This window comes from Planktothrix agardhii (genome assembly GCF_904830935.1).
GTDB lineage: Bacteria > Cyanobacteriota > Cyanobacteriia > Cyanobacteriales > Microcoleaceae > Planktothrix > Planktothrix agardhii.
Genome location: NZ_LR882952.1, coordinates 2,851,963 through 2,875,107 on the forward strand (window position 1 = coordinate 2,851,963; position 23,145 = coordinate 2,875,107).

Consider the following 23,145-nt stretch of genomic DNA (forward strand, 5'->3'; position numbering starts at 1 on the left):
AATTGATTAAATCAATTACCCATTACCCATTACCCATTACCCATTACCCATTACCTTATGAATTCAACCGTCCCCCATCCCGATCATTCCGAATTTCGGGTTAGTTGTGCGGTGATTACAGTCAGTGATACTCGCACCCCAGAAACCGATAAAAGTGGTCAACTCATTCACCAATTCCTACAAAATGCTGGGTATCCAATTATCGATTATCAAATTATTAAAGATGAACCGCAAGAGATTACAGAACTCTTAAAAAAACTCTGTCAAATTTCTGAACTGGATGCTTGTATTTTTAATGGAGGAACTGGAATTGCGCCCAGAGATACGACCTATGATGCTCTGGAACAATTATTAGAAAAAACTTTACCTGGATTTGGAGAAATTTTTAGAGCTTTGAGTTATCATGAAATAGGGTCAAGAGCGATCGCTTCCAGGGCTGTAGCTGGAGTTTATCAAGGAAAATTAGTCTTTTCAATTCCTGGGTCTTCTAATGCAGTAAAATTGGCAATGGAAAAATTAATCATACCTGAATTAGCCCATTTAGTTAAATTATCATAGAATGGATAAACTCACATTGAATGGTGAGACTTAGATAAGTTTAATCAAGTTTTGTATAGCAGTTTAACTATGAGTCAAACATCTGAGATCAAGTCCCCTCAACCCTCACAGCCAGAATTAAAACCCCAACTCAAAGCGGTTTTAGGTTATTTGGATGTGCAACTCGAATCAGAATTAACCCGTTATCGGCGTCATCGACGACGCACAAAACAAACCACAACCGACCCCAGTGGACAAACCAACCCGCAGTTTCAACAAGCGACTGATGTTGTAACTGTAGCCATGAATGACACCGCAGCATCGGAGGGAAAGCTGTTTGAGCCCCAAACTCAACCTTCGGGTTGGGAAACCGTAGTTCCAGCAAAATCTGCACCTTTGGCCATTGCGGCTCAACCGTCATCGACAACACCTCCTCAAACCAATGGGGCTGAACCTGCGGTCAGTTTTAGCTTAAAGTCACCCGTCCCAACTGCAACTTCATCGGATGGATATTTAGAATCGACAGAAGCCCTAATTAAAAGTATAGAAGAACGGCGCCCTAACCCCCAGGAAAACCGGGGTTTGATGGCCAGTCTCTTAACGCCCCTGGGCATTGCTTCAATGTTTATGTTTTTGTTATCCTGTACCGCCTTAAGCTATGTAATCTCGTCTCCCTCTGGTCGTACTAGCTTGGGTTTGGATCGGTTTTTTCCTACTCCAACGGCTAACCCTGCTCCTGCTACCCCCCCAACCCTAGCCACAACAGAAACATCTCTCCCTCCGACGGACTCCCTCTCCCCTAATTTAGCGGCCAAGGAATTTGTTAACTTGGATTTGGATACCTTGAGCCATATTAATCCGAATCAGAATCCGGTTCCGCTCCCTTCTGTCCCTGCCCAATTACCCCCAAGTCCAGCCACAACCTTACCTGCACCCTCAAATAACCTAACATCCCCGAATGATCCGGGTTTGAATAATCTGACTCAGGAATTATTACCCAAAAAACCTGTAACTCCTGCTGTTACACCTCCTCCAGTGTCGGGACAGGGAACCAATGCCTCAACGGTTCAACCTGGGGGCGGTGCAGTTCCTAGAGTTGCGACGGCGGCGAGTCCGGCTAGACCGACTGAACCGATAAAATCCGGGGACGGATATTATTATGTTGTGCTGGATTATAGTGGCGATCGCTCCTTTGAACAGGCGAAAGAAGTGGTTCCTGATGCTTATATTGTGGAGTTCAAAACGGGTAAAAAAATTCAATTGGGTGCTTTAACCGACGCCGCTGGGGCTAAACGCCTACGGGAACAGTTGCAAGTTCAAGGAATTGCGGCCTATTACGATGTTCCTAAGCCTTAACTTACCCCTAATTGTTTCAGATTATGGGCTGCATTTTTTAGCTCTTGGGTTTCCAATTTAGTTTGGCTAATTCCAATAACTGTTTGTTGAGCGCCGTTGTTAATAGAATTCATCGCCGATATCACTTCTTCAATGGCAAGAACTTGTTGTTTTGAAGTTAAATAAATTTGTTGGGAACTTAAAGAAACTTGATCCATTGCTACGGTAACTTTACTAAAAATTGCGGTGGTTTCTTCGGTAATTTTTAAATTTTGCTGGACGGTATGTTTGCCATCGACCGCCGCGATCACTGTACTTTTCACTGCTTTTTCAATTTGATCAATTAATTGATTAATTTTTTGGGCAGATTTATGGGTTTCGTCGGCGAGTTTACGAATTTCTAAAGCCACAACATTAAACCCTAAACCATGCTCTCCTGCTCTCACAGCTTCAATCGAGGCATTCAGGGCTAACATATTAGTTTGATTGGCAATATCACCGACTAGGTTGCTAATACTATTAATTTGTTGGGCTTGTTCATTCAGCGTCATAATTTGGCTAGAAATTTCACTCACTTTTTGGTCTAAAGTTACCATCCCTGACATGGTTTTAGAAACAGCATTAGCCCCATCCTGAGATAAACTTAAGACCTGTTTAGTAATTTTGGCTGCGGTTTCAGCTTGTTGGGTTGCTTGACGAGAAGTTTGCCCTAATTCATCCATTGTGGTTGTGGTTTGATTCACAGATGCCGCTTGTAAAGCTACAATTCTTTCCTGTTCTTCAATGGTAGCCGCAATTTCGGAGGAAGAATTGACAACGGTATTGACTAATCCTTTTAGACTTTGACTAATGGGACGGGCGATCGCTATACTTAAAATAATCCCTAAACTTAGGGCTATTAAAGGCCCAAATATCATAGCTAAAACGCTAAAGTTTTGACTGTTTTCAATGGTTTTATCTGCTTGAATTTTAGATGATTCTGCTATATGTTGATTTTCTTGAATCACTTTTGCTAAACTTTGAGATGTGGCGTATAAAATAGGTTGATTAATAGAGCGATCTTGAATATTTAATTTTGATAAAAATAGAGATGCTTGGCGGGCTATTTGCATTTCTGGGGAATTTTGTTGACCTGTTTTCCATAATTTAATTTGAGTTTGATAGGGGTATATAACTCCAATTTTTTGAAATTCATTATAAAGATCCATAAAAACTTTTTGTTGTTTTTCCCATTGCTGCCATCTTAACTTAAATTGCTTCCACAGTTGATCTTCTTTCTCTGTCCGAGGCAGTTTTTCATATTCTAAAAAACCCGTATTGATTAAATTAAAATTTTCTTGAATTTGTGCCAGAGTAATTTCCCTATTGTCACCTCCTATACAGTTATTTAAAAGACAGGATTGTTTAGAATCAATATTTCTTAATCCTTGATCAATCTTTGCTAAACCCAAAATTGAAGGTAATCTGACTACGCTAATTTCATTGAGTTCCTGGCTTAAATTTAATGTTACTTGCCATCCCAGAAAGGCAACAAAAAATACAATTAATCCCATTAAAATAAAGGCATTAATCATTTTTAATTGTAACTCACCTTGTTTAAAAAATTTAATTATTTTTTTCATGATTCATTGTCCTTAAATTCGATTAGTTTTTATTGAAGTTATAAACAAAACTAGCATCAAAAATTTGTTCTATATTAACAGATTTTGTCAGCAATTTATTTTTTTGTAAAAACTGATATATTTTGTCGGCTGCATAGGGTAAAGAGGTAAAATTTTCTCCCCTTTCAAAAGCAGTTAAATTTTCTGATAAGCCTTTTATGGGAATTTTGGACTGATAATCTTTTAGATCTTGAACAGTTAACCCAGCAGTATAACCAATAATTTGCCGAGATAAATCTGGATTTTTTTGAATAAATTCAACGGTATCAAACCAAGTATTGACGAGAGCTTGCACGACTTGAGGATGGGTTTCCATAAATTTACGAGTTACCACTAAATGATCAGAAACAGCCCCAGGGAAATCTTGAGATGTTAATATAATTTGACTTCCAGAACGATTCATAGCTTGCTTAGAAAAAGGAATATAGGTGCTGATAGCATCCACTTCTTCCTCAACAAAAAGGGCAACATTAGTGATTAAATCCTGATTAACCGCTTGAATATCCGATAGCTTTAATCCATACTTTTCTAAGGCTAGTAGGAGTAAAAAACTCCCCACAGATCCCGATTCAAAAGCAACTTTTTTCCCTTTAAATTCCCGAATAGTCTGAATTCCTGGTGCGGCAATAATTTGATCTCCTCCTGTAGACCAGTCTGATAAGGCTACAATCACTTGATCAACTTGTGAATTTGTCCCCATAATATAAATTGTGTCATACAAAGTCTGGCAATTTGCATCTAACTGCCCCGATGCTAAGTTAGTTAATCCGGTGGTATAATCAGAAAATTGTAAGTCAACATCCAGATTGTTTTTCTTGAAAATTTCTTGCTCGTAAGCAATTTGCCAAACGGCACATCCGGGCCAATTATTAAAACCCAGGCGCAGAGTAGAAGCAGGGCTTGATGTTTTTAATTCGGGCTGTAATACTTGACAGCTTACGATCAAAAATAAACCGATTAAAGCTATACTGAAATAAATTAAATATTGACGTTGTTTCATGGTTTTACTGATATTTCATAAATAAAATAGATAAAACTTTTACTGACAACTATTATATCTAAATCAAGAATAATCCCCGAAAACTTAATATTTTTATCATCAATGAGATTGTTAATGTTTATGATCGACTTCTAATGTTGAGTTCCCCGTCTATGGAGTTCGGGCTAAATTTTGTGGCTTTTTGCTCAAAAATACTACCCATACGATCGCAGATGCGTTACAATTATTAATAGATTGGAACAATATTGACAATTTTCCAAAAATTCAGCTTACTTAGACCTAACTTATGTCTCTCCCCATTCGCAACGTAGCAATTATTGCCCACGTCGATCACGGCAAAACGACCCTTGTGGACGCACTTCTCAGACAATCTGGCATTTTCCGTGAAGGGGAAGAGGTTCCAGATTGCGTTATGGACTCTAATGATATTGAACGGGAACGTGGGATCACGATTTTATCTAAAAATACCGCAGTTCGCTACAAAGAGACCGTTATTAATATTATCGACACCCCTGGTCACGCCGACTTTGGGGGCGAAGTTGAACGGGTTTTAGGGATGGTGGACGGTTGTATTTTAATCGTCGATGCCAACGAAGGGCCCATGCCCCAAACCCGGTTTGTGTTGAAAAAAGCTTTGGAAAAAGGACTGCGCCCGATTGTTGTGATTAACAAAATCGACCGTCATCGCGCCAGCCCCCACACCGCCGTTGATAAAGTCTTAGATTTATTCTTAGAACTCGGCGCCGATGACGACCAATGTGAATTCCCCTATCTATTTGCTTCGGGTTTAGGTGGTTTTGCCAAACGCACCCTAGAGGATGAAAGCTCGGATATGCAGCCGATGTTTGAGTATATCCTGGAATATGTTCCGCCCCCAGTGGGAAACCCGGAAAAATCCTTGCAAATGCAGGTCACAACCCTGGATTATTCTGAATATGTCGGGCGCATTGTGATTGGCAAAATTCACAATGGCGTGATTAAAGCCGGACAACTGGCCTCCTTAATTAAGGAAGATGGCAGTATTGTTAAAAGCAAAATCTCTAAATTAATGGGATTTGAAGGCTTAAAACGGATTGAACTGCAAGAAGCATCGGCGGGAAATATTGTGGCGGTGGCTGGGTTTAGTGATGCCAATATTGGCGAAACTATTACCTGTCCCAACGACCCCCAAGCCTTACCATTAATTAAAGTCGATGAACCGACCTTACAAATGACTTTCTCGGTGAATGACTCGCCCTTTGCTGGACAGGAAGGCAAGTTGGTGACTTCGCGGCAAGTACGCGATCGCTTAATGCGAGAATTGGAAACTAACGTCGCCCTGCGGGTGGAAGAAACCGACTCCCCCGATAAGTTCTTGGTATCGGGACGGGGGGAACTGCACCTGGGGATTTTAATTGAAAATATGCGTCGGGAAGGTTACGAATTCCAGGTATCCCAACCCCAGGTAATTTACCGCGAAGTCAATAGCCAACCCTATGAACCTTTTGAATATCTAGTTTTAGATGTGCCTGAAGATGGCGTGGGTAGCTGTATTGAACGCTTAGGCCAACGGAGGGCAGAAATGCAGGATATGTTGGTTGGGGGTAATGGCCGGACTCAGTTAGATTTTGTTGTGCCTGCCCGGGGTTTAATTGGGTTCCGAGGGGAATTCATGCGGATGACTCGCGGGGAAGGGATTATGAACCATAGTTTCCTGGAATATCGCGCCCTATCTGGAGATATTGAAGCCCGTCGGAATGGGGTGTTAATTTCCTTTGAGGAAGGGGTGAGCACCTTCTATGCGATGAAAAACGCTGAAGACCGAGGGGTGTTTTTTATTACGCCAGGGACTAAGGTTTACAGAGGCATGATTGTGGGGGAAAACAACCGTCCCCAAGATTTGGAACTGAATATCTGCAAAACCAAACAATTGACTAACCATCGTGCCGCTACGGGGGATGAACTGGTGCAGTTACAAGCCCCTATGGAGATGAGTTTGGAACGGGCGTTGGAATATATTGGCAATGATGAATTGGTGGAAGTTACTCCCCAGTCTATTCGTCTACGCAAACTCAGTAAGAAGTTAGTTAAACGTTAATCTTGTCTTAACCTCGTTAAAATGTAGAGACGTGCCACGGCGCGTCTCTTATTGCTTGGAAGGTAAGAAAGATTGCGCTTAAGCGCAACAACTATATACTTTTTTCTTAAATATGTTATAATACCGATAACAAAAATCAATCTTAACCGTTCATCTCCCCCAAATGCTCAATTAAGAGGGATGCGTTCAGGCGTTTGAGGAAGACGGAAGTAGGGAATTTTCCCGAAGGAACGCACAAAACTATTTTACCTTGAATTAAGGGTTTGTGGCGATGTTAGTACCTTCTTTGTTTTCTTTAGCAATTTCCGTTGTTGCAGCCTTACTCAGTTTGAGTACCAATGAAGAAATAGTTCAAGTCATGGCTAGGGGAGTTGCTGCTATCAGTTTGGTAGTTAGTTTAGTGTTAGCACCTTGGTTAATGTTGCTGATTTTATCAGTCCCCGTTATCGGTGTTAAATTGGTCAAAAATGCTGAATAAATACCGAAACACCCTGTTTTGTTTTCAGGGTGCAAAAATCCACAACCAACTCAATATTAATCTATTATACCCCGCATCATCACCCAGTAACCAACACGGGATTTTTGTTTGTCTATTCCCCATTCCCGATCACGGATTTAAGCGGATTAACACAGATGAAAATCCGTGAAATCCTCTTAAATCCTCTTAAATCCGTGATCCCTGTTCCCTCAAGAATTAGGAAGATTATATTGTTCAACAATTTGTTTAGCAAAATCAGGAACATGAGTATCTAATTTCTCAGGATAATTCCGTTTAACATACAAATAATTCCGAGTAAAGTGAGAATCTATAGAAAAACGGGCATATTCTAACCCTCTAGGGCCGATTTTGTCAATCACTACTCCCATTAATTTTGCTGCCCACATCGGTAAGGTGACTGCTTTATCGTATGCAGGAATACTCTGCTGCACGGCGGGTTTCCGATTTCCTTGGGTAATTACAGGTTGAGTATCAATTAAATCTCCCACTAAGTCTAACATTTCCTGTCCGGTTTGATTTCTAACTACAATCCATTGCCAGCCAAAAGTTGCCCCCATATATCCCACAACTAAATCCGCCAAAGAGTTAACATAGTCAAAACAACTCAAACAAGATGGGGCAAAAATATCCTTTAATTCCTTAGTATTTAACCCAAAAAATGGCACGGTTTCAGTAGAGCCATCCTCATGTTTAAAGTGAACTCGAAAATCCTGCATAAATTCATAATAAACAACAGTATCAGGGGATTTACTGGTGGTTTCCAGAAATTTTTGTAAACCTGTTCGGGTAACATTATCCACGCATGGAGTTCCCAAAACATAAAGTTTTTCTAATCCTAATTCCTTCTCAACTGCCCTTAATGCTTGGATTTGACAGCCCACCCCAATTACTAACAGACGCTTCATTTTTGACTGTTCAATTTGTTCTAATACCGATAAATTTGGGGATAATGTAGGTTTATTAACCTTAGCTGCTAAAATTTCTTCTGGAGTTCTAGCAATCACGGGTTGAGGTTGAAAACGATCTTCTTTGCTATTCTGAACACAAACCACACCTTCCACTAACCCACGGTTAAGCATTTCAATAGCAATGGTACTTACAATTCCCGTCCATTGGGCGCCCTCGATAGGTTCTTTTTTTCGAGCTTGCATCATATCTTGATGCACCCCAAAATAGACATCATCCCAATTATCTAAATTGCGGCGACGTCCATGAGCTTCTGTTTCTAATTCGGCAATTTGTTGATTCAGAAACGCACAGGCTTCTTTAACATAATGAATATAATAGGTATCGCACAGACCGCACTCGCTACAGAGTTCTTTCGCCGGGCGACGACTACCGGGTTTCATACCTTTAGCTTTGAGATGTTTGGCGGGCTCTTGTAGTGAAGTCATAAGAAAAGGGTGGGAGTGTGGAAACTCAGTGTCTTCAGACCTGAGAGGAAACACGACACAGGGGAATTTATTCTCCTTGAAATATTAGTTTACCAAATGGTGCGGATCTTCAATATATTTTTTAACAGTTTCACTGTAGTTGATTAACATAAAGATGTCAACAAAGTCTTGATGGTCGAGTCAATGACTAAAACAATTAAAAAAATGGGGGTGTAGCAAATTTTACATTGTTTTCGCCATCGGGCAATCCGAACTATTTTAGTCCTATTTTGTTTAGGGGGAATGGTACGATTATTTCCCTATTTTATTCCTATTCATGCAGCAGATATTCAACAAAAAGATGTAGCTTTTGAATTTAGCGATCGCAATAATTTACCATTAGGAACAATTTTAAGTTCCGATCAAAATCATACTGCAATTGTTCCTTTAAGTCAAGTTTCACCCCATTTTATTCAAGGAATTATTGCCGCCGAAGATAAACGCTATTATCAACATGGGGCGGTTGATTCTGTTGCCCTGATTCGTTCTATTTTAGAAGCCTTTCAAGCCAAAAAAATTGTTAGCGGTGCGTCTACTATTACCATGCAATTAGCGAGATTATTAGAACCCGCACCTCGAACATTGTCAAATAAATTTGGCGAAATTTGGTTATCTTGGCGACTCACCGCCGGAATGAATCAACAGGAAATATTAGAAAATTATATTAATCGTTTACCAATGGGAGGTAATTTATATGGCGTTGAAGCAGCAGCAAAAACCTATTTTAATACTTCTGCATCGGAGTTGAATTTAGCCCAAGCAAGTCTATTAGCCGCCCTTCCCAATGACCCCACAGACCTAAATCCTTATTATAATTTATCCTCCTTAAAAAAACGTCAAAATTATGTATTAAAAAGAATGATTGAAGATGGATATATTACCACTATTCAAGCGGAACGCGCCTATGAAGAAAAGTTACAATTCCAACCCCAACAACAAGGAATTATCGCCGCCCCCCATTTTCTATTTTTGCTAACCGAAAAGTTAACAAATTCCATCCCCCCTTCCCCGATTAATCAGGGGAGTATTTATCCAGAAATAACCCCTAATTCTCCCCCCATTAATAAGGGAGGGCTGGGGGGGGTCAGAGAGTCAACCTATAAAATTAAAACCACAATAGATCGCCCGTTACAACAATTTATTGAAGCCCAAATTCAACAAATTATTATCAGTTTAAAAGATCATAATGTTCATCATGCTGCGGCTTTAGTTATTGATAATCATACCGGGGAAGTATTGGCTTATGTGGGTTCTCCCGATTATTTTAATAACGATAAATTCGGGCGAAATGATGGTGTTCAAGCCTTACGACAACCCGGATCAACCTTGAAACCATTTTTATATGAATTAGCCTTATCAAAAGCCATTATTAAACCCCATACCATATTAGCAGATGTTCCTAGTTATTACGCAATTCCAGGGGCAAAACTCTACAGTCCAACGGACTACAGCGAAACATTTTTAGGCCCGGTGCGGGTACGGGTAGCGTTGGCAAACTCTTTAAATGTTCCCGCAGTCAAAGTATTAGAAAAAGTCACTGTTACCGTATTTTTAGAACGATTAAAACAATTAGGATTTCAACATTTAACTCATACTCCTGATTATTATGGTTTAGGATTAACTTTAGGGAGTGGAGAAGTCAGTTTATGGGAATTAGCCCAGGCTTATTTAATTATGGCAAATCAAGGTAAAATAATCACACCTAATGTGATCATAAATCAAGCTAGAAATATCAAAAATTCTGCACTTTCTATTGATGCTCCTGTCACTTGGCAATTAATCACAAATATGTTAAGTGATGCCCATGCAAGATCCCATTCTTTTGGGATTGATTCTGTCTTGAATTTACCCTTTCCAGTTGCAGTTAAAACCGGAACTTCTTCCAATTATCGAGATACTTGGACAGTGGGTTTTACCACAGATTATACCGTAGCAACTTGGGTAGGAAATTTTGACGGTCAAGGTATGGAAAATGTATCTGGAGTGACGGGTGCTGCACCATTATGGAACCGAATTTTATTGCATTTACACGAAACAAAAGAACCTGCTAATTTTCCCGTCCCAGAAGGGTTAATTCAGTTACCAATTTGTGCAACTACCGGGTTACGTCCGACGAAAGATTGTTCCGGTGGAATAGTATTAGAATATTTTGATCCCAAAGCTATCGCCGAATATGAGAAAAAATCTCCTAAATCAGTTTTAAATTCTGAATATAATGAATGGTTATCTCGACAATCTCATCCTCAGTTAACCCAAAATCAGTTAAAAATTATTTCTCCTCAAGTTGATGATTATTTTGTGATTAATTCGGGAGAAACTGCTAAGTTAGAATTTAAAATTACTGGTAATTCTCAACAGTCGGTGGAATGGTGGTTAAATGGAGAAAAATTAAATTCTCAGTCTGATAATTCTCTGTTTTGGCAATTACAACCTGGACAATGGACATTAACAGTTAAACAAGGTACTCAACAGGATAGTGTTCAATTTCAAGTGCAAAAAGCCGATAAAAAACCCTATCGTCGTGGTTTTTCGATTGTCAATACTAATAAATAGGTTTGGATAATTTATGGCTCTAATTAACTTCTAGCTATATCGGTTAATTGTAGTGAATCATACAGATTTTTTTCTTTACAAAACCTTTATAATCCTATACAGATTCTTTTCCAATCCTTTACCCAATTGTGGATTGAGATTTGTAAAGTATAAAATAGACAACCGAAAAAATACGGTTGTATTGTCCCTCAACAAATTAAAATATGCGTAACTTGATTTCTTCTGTGTTTAACCCTCTCCGTAAATGGTTGGATAGTGTGGATATTCATAACCCTGATTTGGCGTTGTTTGTATATCGGGTAATTCCAGCGCAGTGTCCGTTTGCCAGGGATATTAAACTATTTGGACATACCATTTTACACATTCCTCCCCTGTGCAAATTCAATCCTTTATATGAAGAATTAATGGGTTTGCGGTTTCGGGCAATGTGTTATTTAGTCGATGACTGTGGCATGACCATTTAACCCTTGAAATTATAGCAGTAGTACCGGACTGTTAGGACAAAAACAGATGCTTTGTTGCCTGTTGCGGTTTTTCCTATTCCCTTCTATCCGTATTTTTCAATAGCAGGTCGAACTAAAATAACTGTGCATTGACAGTTTTTAGCGATCGCTTCTGGAATATTACCTTGAATTACTTGTCGTAACATTCCCTCTCTACTTGCCCCTAATACAATCACATCACATTGATCTTTATCCGCTAAATCAATCACCGCTTCCGATACGGAATTAGAACAAACATTACTAAAAATTACCTCCGTATTTAAACGATGACTTAAATTTTCCGAATCTTGGTTAAAATCCTTGATTTCCTCTGTAGAAATCAGAGTTTTAACTACCCGAAAAAGACAAATTTTTGGAGAAAAACTTAACTTAATTAGTGCGGGTAAAAGCTGCACCGAAACTGAATTTGCTAGGGTGTCCCTAACGGGAACTAACCAACGATGCCAAGCCAAAACCGGGCAAGTATTAGGATCGGAATTAGTATTAGTTTGAGGATCGTGAGGTGTTTGATTTTGACCCCATTTTATCAGCATAACTTGGCAGGGAACTAGACGAATAACCGCATCCATCACATTACCAAAAATTCGATCTGGGGCTGATATATCCCCATGCCAACCCATTAATAATAAATCAATATGTTCCTCTTGAGTTGTTTCTAAAATCGCTTGGGCAACATCATGGGCAACTCTAATTTGAGTATGAACAGAAATCTTTGAATTCTGCCCTAAACGTTCAGCTTGTTGTAATAAACGCCGACTTTTTGTTAACCTAACTAAAGTTTCTGAAGGAGATTTACTATAGGGAATAGTAATCACTGTGATACATTCTAATTCATAATTGCGTTCCTGGGCGATCGCCACGGCAACTTTTAATAATGCCGGGGCAGTTTGGGGGTTATATAATGATACTAATAAACGACCATTTCCGGTTTGTGGCCCCCTAGTTTGATAGGCAATATAAGAAGATTCATAATGTCGCCCGACTTGGGTTTTTTCCCCATTAATCTGCCCTAATTCCGCTCGAATAATATCACTGCGAGTAATAATTCCCACTAAATGATGATGTTCTATAACGGGTAAACGACTTAATTTATAATGACCCAATAAATATAAAACATGAGTTAAATTATCATCGGGATTAACAGTAATTGGTTGAGTAGTCATTAACTGATTAATCGGAGTATGATTAGGTAATTGACGATTACTAATTTGGGCTAAATCCGTTTGGGTAATAATTCCGACTAATTTGCCATTTTCAACTACAGGAAATCCGCGATGAGGGGATTTTGCAAAGGCTTCAATCACCTGTTCTAAAGTCAAATTACCTGCTAAGGTTTCGACATTTCTTTGCATAACATTAGCTGCGCGTAAATTCTCCAATGCCCCATCAATTGGGTGATCGGATTTTAGTTCAATTCCACTCAATTTTAATAACTGATCATAGAGAGATTCAGGATCAATTTTTTCCGCAATTAAATATGCTACAACAGAAGAAATCATTAATGGTAAAACCAACCCAAAATCCGTTGTAATTTCAAACACAATTACAACAGCCGTCATCGGTGTTCGCGCCACAGCACAGAAAAAAGCCCCCATTCCCGCAAAGGCAAAAATAGTGGGTTGGTCAATTCCTAACATTAATTCGGATTCCCAGGTTCCGACTAAATGACCTAACGCCGAACCCAATACTAAAGAAGGGGCAAATAGTCCCCCAGGTGCGCCGGAACTGGCTGCAATTATAGTTAGAATAAAATGAGCCGTAAATACTAAAGCACTGGTTTCCCAGGACAATTCTCCACTTAAAATTAATTGCCTAATTCCGGTATTATTCCTAAAAGAAAGAGGCAATAATGATACGACTAAACCTGATAATAACCCGGCAACTGCCATGCGTTGAGGTAATCCCCAACGTAATACTCGGCGATTAAATTTTGACCCGGAAATAATACTCCGACTAAAAATTGCTCCCAAAACTCCCGCTAAAATTCCTAATAGAATAAATAACGGAATTTCTCTGGCATAAAGTAATCGATCATGTACGGTTTCTAATATAATAGTTTTTGTGGCGCTATCACTAAATTCTTGACCCCCTAATAAACGGGAAACCACCGCACCAATAAAAGAGGCAATAATCGCCGGGCCGAGGGTAATTCCTGACACATCATGCAGCAGTTCTTCTACTACAAATAACACCCCGGCAATCGGAGCATTAAATCCAGCGGCTAATCCGGCCGCGGCACCACAAGCGATTAATTGACGTCGATAATTCGGAGAAGTGGGAACCCAACGACTAATCCAAGCAGCTAAAGCGGCACCAATTTGGACAGTCGGCCCCTGACGTCCTAAAGTTAACCCAGAACCCATCGTAAACATCGTGCCAATAAGTTTAGCAAATGCCACTCGAAAGTCAAGGGAAATCGGTTCTCCCGCCAATGCTGCTTTTACTTGTGGAATCCCACTTCCGGCGGTTTCTGGTGCTAATCTTTCTACTAAAAAACCCGTTAATAAACCCCCGATTAATCCAATGATGGGAAGCAATATCCAAGCGGGAATCGCAGAATTTAAGGATGTGGAAATTCGTAAAGAACCTAACCAACCCGCACCTTCTTTTAATATAAATGCGGCTAAACCGGAGACTAAACCAATTAAACCCGCTTCAATAATGGCAAAACGTTTCGGGGTCGTGGGTGATAAAATTTTGGAGAACAGAATAGAAACTTCTCTGGGGATAGAGATGCGCCACATAATCAGTCATCAGTTAACAGTGTAAGAGGTATAGCAACCGCCAAGGCAGTTAGGACACCAGACGGATATTGGAACCCAGACGGTGAAGTATTTCCCCCCTGTTCCCTCCCTCCCTAGCCCCCCGTGCACGGGGGGGTGGGGGGGCTGTTCCCTGCTATATCAGTCAACAGTCAACAGTCAACAGTTATCAGTGTAAGAGGTATCAGTCATCAGTTAACAGTAAAGAGTTCATTGTTAATACTTGTAGGCTGAAAACAGTTAACTGTAAACTTCTTAACTGATAACTGTAAACTTCTTAACTGATAACTGTTAACTGTTAACTGATGACTGATTTAACGACCCGTTGAATCACATCATCAATTGTTAAATTATCCGTTTGAATTTCCATCGCATCAGCGGCTTTTCTCAAGGGTGAAATAACTCGATTACTGTCAAGCCGATCGCGCTCGGCAATATCCTGTTCTAATTGTTCCTGAGTAATTTCCGTTTTCCCTTGACTATGCAGTTCTAATAATCTCCGTTTTGCCCGCTCTTGTACAGATGCAGTTAGGAAAATTTTTAATTCGGCATCGGGGAATACTGTTGTGCCAATATCCCTACCTTCGGCAACAATTCCACCTTGATTCCCAAACGCCTGTTGCTGTTTAACCAAAGCCTGACGCACAGCCCATTGAGCCGCGATCGCCGATACCTGAGCCGTCACTTCCAAGGATCGAATCGCTTCAGTCACATCCTGACCATTAATCAGGGTTCTGGGTTGTTCTCTGTCGGGGATCAATTCAATCCGACATTGACTGACAATTTCAGCTATAGCAACTTCATCCTCCACCGCAATTCCAGACTGTAACACCAACCAAGTCACGGCCCGATACATCGCCCCGGTATCTAAATATAACAATCCCAAAGCCTGGGCAATTTTGCGGGTAACGGTAGATTTCCCGGCTCCGGCTGGGCCATCAATGGCAATAATCGGTTGACGACGGTGCAGAATCAGATTATCAATTAAACGAGTGTGACCCACACGAGCCGCGATCGCTAATAACCCCTTGGTTTCCACTGTAGCTAAGGGAATTAACGTCTGGGGTTCCACTAAATCAATATATTCTACCTGTACCTCCGGTTCCGTCTCCAATTCAGTTTGGACAAAGGTTTTAATCTCCGTAGCAGAATTACAACCTTTGTGGAAATATTCTTGGCCACGACGTAGAGCCCGATATAAAACCGTTGCTTGTTGTTGTTCTGATAAAGTTAAATATTGATTCCGAGAACTATAGGCCAATCCCGACGACTCCCGCACAATTGGACAGGGAATAATCTCAATTGGCAAATTCAAATCCTGAACCAGACCTTGAATAATCGCCACCTGTTGAGCATCTTTTTGTCCAAAATAAGCCCGATCTGGTTGAACTAAATTCAATAATTTGGTCACAACCGTCGCCACCCCTGGAAAATGTCCGCGGCGAGATTTTCCGCATAATCCTGACATGATTGATGTAGGAGGAATCACCATCGTCTGCACCGAGGATTGATACATCTCCTCCACCGACGGAGCAAAGATCACATCAACTCCGGCCTGTTCACACTGCTGCAAATCCGTTTCTAACCGCCTAGGATAGTTTTGGAAATCCTCATTCGGCCCAAATTGCAGAGGATTCACAAAAATACTCACCACCACCAAACCATTTTCGGCTTTAGCCCGTTGAATTAAGCTCAGATGTCCCAAATGTAAGCCCCCCATTGTAGGCACTAGACCCACAAAATTTAGGGGGTTTTGAGTTCGGTAGGAACGCAGATAACACCGCAGAGCAGCAACGCTAGTCAACAGACGAACCATAAATCAGTTATCAGTTATCAGTTATCAGTTATCAGTTTAAGAGTTATCAGTGCAAGAGTTGATTGTTAATATTTGTTAACTAAAAACTGGTGAACTAATAACTGTTAACTGATTACTGATGACTGATTTACTAATTAGCAGTCAATACATCAATTTGCACGGGAGCAACTCCACTACCAATCATCCCAATTGCTTGAGCCGCTCCTTTAGATAAATCAAGTACACGACCTCCGGCATAGGGGCCACGATCATTAATCCGCACCACAACGGATTGGCCGTTATCTTTATTTGTGACTCGCACCGTCGTCCCAAAGGGTAAAGAGGGATGGGCCGCGGTTAAATCGTATTGGTTAAAGGTTTCTCCATTAGCCGTTAAGTTTCCATCAAAGCCAGGGCCGTACCAAGAAGCCCAACCCTCAATCCGTTGAAACAAAAATCCTGTCGCTACGTCTGGAATCGAAAGTTTAGGTTGACCTTCAATAGTATTCAAAGGAGGAGCATTCCCAATTTGGCGTCTGAGTCTATTTGTGGCTTGTAGGGCATCCGTTGCCGTGTCATTGGTGGTATCCGGTAGAATCGTTTGCGAGTCGATGCTGACCAGTTCCTGACCGGCTGCTTCAATCAGGTAACGCTGACGTTGTGCATCCCATCGCACTTGAATCGTGCTGGCATCAAAATTATTGCGAATCAGTTGGTTAATTTCGGCTGCAACCGCAGTGGCCCTAGAAACGGGATCGGTGGCGACGGTGGGTTGGGTTGCAGGAGTTGTCGGGTTGGGTAAATAGGCCTGGTCTGAATACGACCCTACTTTGATGCGTTGAAGGGTTGGGGGTGTAATGGCTTTGGGATCGAAATTCGTGTTTTTGATAAAAGTCAGGACGGGAATATTTCTGATATAGAGGGTTGCAGCCTGTTGTTGATTCAGTTCATGGGCCTTGATTTTGGCTACGCTATCGGGTAATAAAGCTGCATTAGCTTGTTGGGATTGATATTCTCCCACTTTAATCACATCAGTAGCTTCAGAACCCGTTAGACTTTTTCCTTGAATGAGTTCAGGATTCGGTTTAGGTGCTGATATTGATTCAGCATGGCCCGAGGAGGTTAAGCTCAAAACAGGCAGAAGAATAACTGCTGTAAGACTGCCCCAAAGTTCATGTTTCATAAAATACACTCTCAAAACTGCTGGTTATCGAGTTGAAGCTTTACCCTGGTTGATATCTCCTGAATTTGGAGCCTTGAAATCAGCTAATAAAATGCTGAAAGTTTCAATCGGTGGGTTTTAAACCCAAATATCAGGTAATTCAATTCGTCAACTCACACTCGTTCCGCATTCACCTTTGTTTGGGGAACTGCAACAGACTAACATGAACTTGGAATTTTGGGGATCACGACAGATCAAGGCTTTACGGTTTTTTTAAAAAACTAAACTGTTCAGTTTCAAGATATAACCCTGATTGATTAAAGGATGTAGAGATTCTGAAGCTATGAAAATTTTCCCAATTGAGTTTTGATTAAATTTTCTTATCAGTTGAATCAATAGCCTGGCCATCAGCACCACGAGAACCGAAAATAATAGTGCCGAAAATTGCTTATAGCAGGGAACACCGGAACAGCCCCCCCAAACCCCCCGTGTGGGGCTAGGGGGGGAGGGAACACCGGAGGAAAAGACTTCACCGTCTAGCTTTGCTGCATCACTCTTTGTCCTAATAGGTCTGGCGACTGCTATAAATATCTTTTAGCTCAATCAGGAAAACAGAAGATGGATTATCGGGAAGCTGGTGTTGATATTCAAGCGGGTCGGGATTTTGTCGATCAGATTCGCAACCTCGTACAGAAAACCTATCGACCGGAAGTTTTAGGGGGACTCGGCGGGTTTGGGGGCTGTTTTGCCCTGCCTTCGGGCTATACCGAACCTGTTTTAGTATCGGGAACCGATGGCGTGGGAACCAAGTTAAAATTAGCCACAATCCTCAACCGCCACGATACCGTAGGGATTGATTTAGTTGCCATGTGCGTGAATGATGTTCTTACCTGTGGGGCCGAACCCTTATTTTTTCTGGACTATTTAGCCACGGGAAAACTTGATCCCGACCAATTAACTCAAGTGGTGGCGGGGGTAGCCCAAGGCTGTCAACAGGCCGGATGTAGTCTCCTGGGAGGAGAAACGGCCGAAATGCCCGGATTTTATCAACCGGGGGAATATGACATGGCGGGTTTTTGTGTGGGAATTGTAGAAAAAAGCCGAATGTTGAATGGCTCTCAAGTCCAAATTGGGGATATTGCGATCGGACTGGCCAGTAGTGGGGTGCATAGTAATGGATTTAGTCTAGTTCGTAAAGTAATTAGCGATATGGAATGGGACTGGAATCAATCCCCTGAAACCTTGGGGGGTCAATCTATCGCTGAGGTTTGTTTAACTCCGACTCAAATTTACGTTAAACCCGTGTTACAAGCCCTGCGTAACGGCCTAGAGATTCATGGCATGGCCCATATTACCGGAGGGGGTTTACCGGAAAACTTACCGCGCTGTCTGAGTTCGGGACAATCAATTAAGATTCATCCCGACAGTTGGCCGATTCTCCCGATTTTTCACTGGTTAGCTCAAGAGGGTGAAATTAGCTCTGTGGCGATGTTTGATACTTTTAATATGGGGATCGGTTTTGTGGTTTTGGTTCCGCCCCAACAAGCTGAAAGTACAAAAGAATGGTTTAAAACCCAAGGAATTGCCGCCTATTCTATTGGGGAAGTGGTGTCAGGAACGGGGGATTTAATCGGATTACCAACCAATTAATTGATAGAATGAAAGCCTGTTTTCTGATTTTCAACCCCTAATTAATTACCCATAATGTCAGTTGCATGGCAAATTGCCAAAACCTACGAAGATATTTTGTATCACAAAGCCGACGGTATCGCTAAAATTACGATTAACCGTCCAGAAAAACGCAATGCTTTTCGACCTAAAACTGTTTTTGAACTCTACGATGCCTTTTTTGATGCCCGGGAAGACCTGAATATTGGTGTGGTATTGTTTACAGGAGCCGGGCCCCATACCGACGGAAAATATGCCTTTTGTTCCGGCGGGGATCAAAGCGTGCGGGGGGATGGAGGATATATTGATGATACGGGTATCCCTCGATTAAACGTTTTAGATTTACAACGGTTAATCCGAAGTATGCCGAAAGTTGTGATTGCTTTGGTAGCAGGATATGCGATCGGGGGCGGTCATGTACTGCATTTAATTTGCGATTTAACTCTAGCTGCGGATAATGCAATTTTTGGACAAACCGGGCCGAAAGTTGGCAGTTTTGATGGGGGATTTGGAGCTAGTTATTTAGCTCGAATTGTCGGTCAAAAGAAAGCCCGAGAAATTTGGTATTTGTGTCGTCAATATAATGCTCAACAAGCCCTAGATATGGGGTTAATTAATCATGTTGTTCCTGTAGAACAATTGGAATTAGAAGGAATAGAATGGGCTCAGGAAATTCTGGAGAAAAGCCCAATTGCGATTCGCTGTTTAAAGGCGGCGTTTAATGCCGATTGTGATGGTCAAGCGGGTCTACAGGAACTCGCCGGAAATGCCACCCTACTATATTATATGACCGAGGAAGGAACGGAAGGGAAACAGGCTTTCTTGGAGAAGCGATCGCCTAATTTCCGTCAATATCCCTGGCTTCCTTAGTCTAGGATATGATGTTTGCGGGGACTAGGAATTCCTAGCCCCCAAATTTTTCAATTAAGCCAATAAGGATTCTACTTCGTCTAGCTCTTGAACCTGATGGGATGGCAACGGGATCACATCCCCCTTGCGAGGCGTTTCTTGGGGGAAGTGGATCAGGTTTTCTAGGGTTTCCCAAGATGGAGCAAAGGCGGGAAGTGCTAATTGACAAGACTTCCAACTGCCTTTGACTGAAACTTGAAGCAACTGACAATGCCCCCCACGATGGCCTTCGGGGGTGTATTTTTGGCAGTTACGGCAGACCGATATCAAGTTCCCAGACTCCATACTTTTAAATTCCCCAAGAAAATTACCTATCTATAATTATCGGGGATCATCAAATTCAGGTTTTTTATCGTCAAACTTCGATTCTGTATGGTTTTGAGTTAAATTTTTATGGACTAAGAACTTAACACTTATTTTATATTTTGTTTAAAATCAGATTCAAAATATTAAGAAATGTAAATTTGATAGACTGTACCTGAAACAAAGTAAAATATATAGGGATCAAGGATTAATTTAGATTAAGGGATTAATAAACTCAGTATAAATCCCGTTTAAAACGAGTTAATAGATCAATTTGTAATTACTCTCCGTTTTGGATTGAACAAAAGCCACAAACTGACCAACGAGACAATTCCCCTGGAGGTGTTGGACAGTGACATTGGGGACATAAGGGGAGAGGTTGTGATCGCTGCTTTAAACGATTAGCCCAACCTTCAAAGGCCGTTAACGGAGTCAGGGAGGAACGCCCGGGTACCTCGTCCACTGCTTTTGGAGTTGGAATCTCAACCCGACTGGGATGTTCTTGCCACATTTGAGAGAACTCATCGGTCGAAAAATCGAGAGAAACCGATTGATCTCCCTGGAGTTGATAGCGCCACCCCGCCGAGGAAAATCTGATATCCTGAACTGGAAATAACAGTTTTTGATGCAATTTATGGATAATTTGCACCCGTCTTAAGGTTAAATCCTGAGACCAAGTGGCACTAGAGGTGGCAACATTCAACACCCCTCGATGCCAAGTGACTGGACGGGTATGACGACTCGCTACAGTCCCCACAATTTCAGACCAACATTGACAGAGATCTTGAAATTGTTGCTGTTCTGGGGTAAGAATCTGAGATTGAAGGCGACCTAAAATACGATGGAGGGATTGCATTAATCACAAACACGGGTTCTAACCGATAGAGATTTTTGGACTAACTTGCCACAATTAAAACATAACAAACACAGTATTCCTGACAGAATCGTAAGCCTGAATTCATCAGTTAGTTAATCATTCTTTTCCTTTTCTGTTACTTTTTCAGCAAGCCCTAATTAAATTTAACAAGCGATCGCATCTTCAAAACCCATTGAGAATTTCCTAGTTTTTCAAGGGAATAGTTAAAGGAGAATACGGAATACTAGGCTCTATTCCATCGTTAGGTGCTGAGTTTATCGGGACGGTTTCTTCTGAAAGAATGCGAGATTGTGGTTCTACGGGAATGGTCGGTTCTGTGTAGTAATTAGGAGCAGATTCTTCAGAAACATAACCCCCTCCTTCGGGGGGTGGAACCTGTGGCGGTAGAGTTTCAGCCCCAGATTGAGAGTAATTGGGGTCAGTTGGAATATCGGGTTGAACCGTTGGATCACCAGAATAGCTATTGACAGGGGTAGAAACCGAGTAATCTGTAGTAGGAGTAGGAGGTTCCGATTCTACCTCGGAAGGTGGGAGTAAATATTGATCGATTTTAGATTCATCCGTTGACGGACTTTTTTCCAGGGTTTCAGCAACAACACCAGAATTACTATATTGATCAACGGGGGATTGTTCTTCGGTTTTCGCTTCTAAGTCCGCAGGTTTTGGTATGGAGTAATCTCCATCTTCTAATGGTTCTTCAACCGAACGTTGAGGGGCTACTTCACTCGGAGCTTGAGTTTGAATAGAGGGATTTTCAAACATTGGTTCCGTCGAATCTAAATTAGCAAAGGGATGATTGATCTGAATCTTGGTTTTCTGACTAACAATATATCCATAACGACGGGTCAAATCAAACCCAACCCAACCAAAAAATAAAGAGGTGACTAAGAATAAAATCGGAACTAAAAAACCCAAGGAAGGGTTATATTCTATGGTTTCCCAGTCAGGAATCTGGACAGGAACAGGTTGAATTTTAGGTTGGGGATGGGGCTGGGGAACGGTTACAAATACTGGAGTTTCAACAACAGGTTTCACCGCCACAGGTTTAGGGGGAATAACAACTGGATTAGGTTGAATCAAAGTATTAGGAGATTGAATTACCGTAGTAGTTGTTTCAATCGGTAAAAAAGCGATCCACTGATCAACATTTTGAGGCCGTCGTCCGGGTTCAATTTCTAATCCCCAATAGATCAACCGTTCCACCACGACACTGAGGGTAGGTTGAATTCGTCTTAAATTTGGTTTAGTGGCGTTTAGTAACTCCTGTGTGGCTTCATTGACTCTTAGGGGGGCTTCTAAGGGCGGTTCACCTGTTAATAAATAATAGAGTATGGCTGACAAACCATAAATATCCGTTGCTGGGGTCAATTGTTGATGGGGAAGATAATGTTCTAGGGACGCATAACCCACGGATAAAACGCGGTTACGAATAGGAAACTCCGGGTGATGTTGGATGAAGCCATTGGTTAAGCCAAAATCAACTAAGGTGAGGGTATTTCCGTGGAGTCGGATATTTCTGGGTTGGAGATGACAGTGGAGTAAACCTTGTTGATGGAGTTTCCGCAACGCTGAAGAAATCTGACTAATATAGTTTAGGGCTTGACCCACCGATAGCCTGGGACTCGATTTTAGTGTTTCTTCTAAGGTTTCCCCTGGAATATAATTCATCACCATATAGGGTAAACCCTGTTCTTCAAATAAGTCGAGGACACGCACAATATTTGGATGGTGACACTGACTTAAACCCTGAGCAAAGGTGATAAATTGTCGCTTAATTTTGGGAAAATCAACGGAGGTCATGAATTTCGGATGGAGGGTTTTAATCACCACCGTTTGATTCGTTAGAGGGTGAGTCCCTTGGTAAGTTACACCAAACTCCCCACGACCAAGAACCGCATCAATCCGATATTTGCCGTTCTGGAGAACCATTTCCTGCGTTAGATTCATTGCTTGATCACCAACTCCCCACCGTTTACTTATCTGCCCATACCATAACGAAACTATCGTTTTAGCATAGTCTACCTTTAGTTCCGGGATTGTAGCGCCTCTGTGGGACGAGCGCCAACTCTCC

Annotated in this window: 17 protein-coding genes and 1 riboswitch; of the genes, 8 read left to right on the forward strand and 9 right to left on the reverse strand. The window is 41.4% G+C overall.

Annotation, left to right across the window (positions count from 1 at the left end):
• The first annotated feature begins 57 nt into the window (after positions 1-57).
• Both NMG88_RS13415 and NMG88_RS13420 read left to right on the forward strand, forming a co-directional pair.
• A complete protein-coding gene (locus tag NMG88_RS13415) occupies positions 58-558 on the forward strand; it encodes a MogA/MoaB family molybdenum cofactor biosynthesis protein (RefSeq protein ID WP_026795234.1) in 501 nt (166 codons plus the stop codon).
• 69 nt (positions 559-627) lie between these two features.
• Positions 628-1,893, forward strand: a complete 1,266-nt coding sequence (locus NMG88_RS13420) for a hypothetical protein (RefSeq protein WP_027249929.1) — start codon at positions 628-630, stop codon at positions 1,891-1,893.
• Here NMG88_RS13420 and NMG88_RS13425 read toward each other — a convergent pair.
• Positions 1,890-3,494, reverse strand: coding sequence for a HAMP domain-containing methyl-accepting chemotaxis protein (locus NMG88_RS13425; RefSeq protein WP_042154754.1), 1,605 nt, complete (start codon positions 3,492-3,494; stop codon positions 1,890-1,892). The genes NMG88_RS13420 and NMG88_RS13425 overlap by 4 nt on opposite strands.
• 22 nt (positions 3,495-3,516) lie before the next feature.
• Positions 3,517-4,533 (reverse strand): ABC transporter substrate-binding protein, encoded by a 1,017-nt coding sequence (locus NMG88_RS13430; RefSeq protein WP_254035520.1) that lies wholly within the window; start codon positions 4,531-4,533, stop codon positions 3,517-3,519.
• A 286-nt stretch (positions 4,534-4,819) separates the two neighbouring features.
• Between NMG88_RS13430 and typA the strand changes: the two genes are divergently transcribed.
• Together typA and NMG88_RS13440 are read left to right on the forward strand one after the other, a co-directional pair.
• The gene (typA, locus tag NMG88_RS13435; protein WP_042154750.1) at positions 4,820-6,610 is read left to right on the forward strand and encodes a translational GTPase TypA; all 1,791 of its coding nucleotides are present in this window, start codon (positions 4,820-4,822) and stop codon (positions 6,608-6,610) included.
• A gap of 145 nt (positions 6,611-6,755) precedes the next feature.
• Positions 6,756-6,847: riboswitch (Glutamine riboswitch) on the forward strand.
• A gap of 34 nt (positions 6,848-6,881) precedes the next feature.
• Positions 6,882-7,088 carry a hypothetical protein gene (locus tag NMG88_RS13440; RefSeq protein WP_042154749.1) on the forward strand — a complete coding sequence of 69 codons (207 nt, stop codon included), beginning with the start codon at positions 6,882-6,884 and terminating at the stop codon, positions 7,086-7,088.
• Positions 7,089-7,297: 209 nt separating this feature from the next.
• Here NMG88_RS13440 and NMG88_RS13445 read toward each other — a convergent pair whose 3' ends face one another.
• On the reverse strand, positions 7,298-8,503 hold the full coding sequence (locus NMG88_RS13445) for a Coenzyme F420 hydrogenase/dehydrogenase, beta subunit C-terminal domain (RefSeq protein ID WP_235751595.1): 1,206 nt from the start codon (positions 8,501-8,503) through the stop codon (positions 7,298-7,300).
• Between the two features lie 282 nt (positions 8,504-8,785).
• On the opposite strand from NMG88_RS13445, the gene NMG88_RS13450 reads away from it, so the two are divergent.
• A complete protein-coding gene (locus NMG88_RS13450; RefSeq protein WP_081846389.1) occupies positions 8,786-11,095 on the forward strand; it encodes a penicillin-binding protein 1C in 2,310 nt (769 codons plus the stop codon).
• A 203-nt stretch (positions 11,096-11,298) separates the two neighbouring features.
• Positions 11,299-11,559, forward strand: a complete 261-nt coding sequence (locus NMG88_RS13455) for a Mo-dependent nitrogenase C-terminal domain-containing protein (protein ID WP_042154742.1) — start codon at positions 11,299-11,301, stop codon at positions 11,557-11,559.
• A gap of 83 nt (positions 11,560-11,642) precedes the next feature.
• Here the strand turns inward: NMG88_RS13455 and NMG88_RS13460 are convergent, their stop codons facing one another.
• From NMG88_RS13460 to NMG88_RS13470, 3 genes are all read right to left on the reverse strand, one after another.
• Positions 11,643-14,342 carry a chloride channel protein gene (locus NMG88_RS13460; protein WP_254035521.1) on the reverse strand — a complete coding sequence of 900 codons (2,700 nt, stop codon included), beginning with the start codon at positions 14,340-14,342 and terminating at the stop codon, positions 11,643-11,645.
• Between the two features lie 316 nt (positions 14,343-14,658).
• A complete protein-coding gene (locus NMG88_RS13465; protein WP_254035522.1) occupies positions 14,659-16,176 on the reverse strand; it encodes a bifunctional pantoate--beta-alanine ligase/(d)CMP kinase in 1,518 nt (505 codons plus the stop codon).
• A gap of 130 nt (positions 16,177-16,306) precedes the next feature.
• Positions 16,307-17,338 carry a septal ring lytic transglycosylase RlpA family protein gene (locus tag NMG88_RS13470; protein WP_227350772.1) on the reverse strand — a complete coding sequence of 344 codons (1,032 nt, stop codon included), beginning with the start codon at positions 17,336-17,338 and terminating at the stop codon, positions 16,307-16,309.
• A gap of 597 nt (positions 17,339-17,935) precedes the next feature.
• Between NMG88_RS13470 and purM the strand changes: the two genes are divergently transcribed.
• Positions 17,936-18,967: a phosphoribosylformylglycinamidine cyclo-ligase gene (purM, locus tag NMG88_RS13475; protein WP_042154732.1), complete on the forward strand. Its 1,032-nt coding sequence runs from the start codon at positions 17,936-17,938 to the stop codon at positions 18,965-18,967.
• Between the two features lie 54 nt (positions 18,968-19,021).
• Positions 19,022-19,855 (forward strand): 1,4-dihydroxy-2-naphthoyl-CoA synthase, encoded by an 834-nt coding sequence (gene menB, locus NMG88_RS13480; RefSeq protein WP_026787975.1) that lies wholly within the window; start codon positions 19,022-19,024, stop codon positions 19,853-19,855.
• A 54-nt stretch (positions 19,856-19,909) separates the two neighbouring features.
• On the opposite strand, the gene NMG88_RS13485 is transcribed toward menB, so the two are convergent.
• From NMG88_RS13485 to NMG88_RS13495, 3 genes are all read right to left on the reverse strand, one after another.
• On the reverse strand, positions 19,910-20,098 hold the full coding sequence (locus NMG88_RS13485) for a hypothetical protein (protein ID WP_141292822.1): 189 nt from the start codon (positions 20,096-20,098) through the stop codon (positions 19,910-19,912).
• A gap of 379 nt (positions 20,099-20,477) precedes the next feature.
• Complete coding sequence (locus NMG88_RS13490) at positions 20,478-21,053, reverse strand: DciA family protein (RefSeq protein WP_026787977.1); 576 nt, start codon at positions 21,051-21,053, stop codon at positions 20,478-20,480.
• A gap of 204 nt (positions 21,054-21,257) precedes the next feature.
• Entirely contained in the window at positions 21,258-23,021 is a 1,764-nt protein-coding gene (locus NMG88_RS13495; protein ID WP_052369593.1) for a serine/threonine protein kinase, read from the reverse strand.
• Between the last annotated feature and the right edge of the window lie 124 nt (positions 23,022-23,145).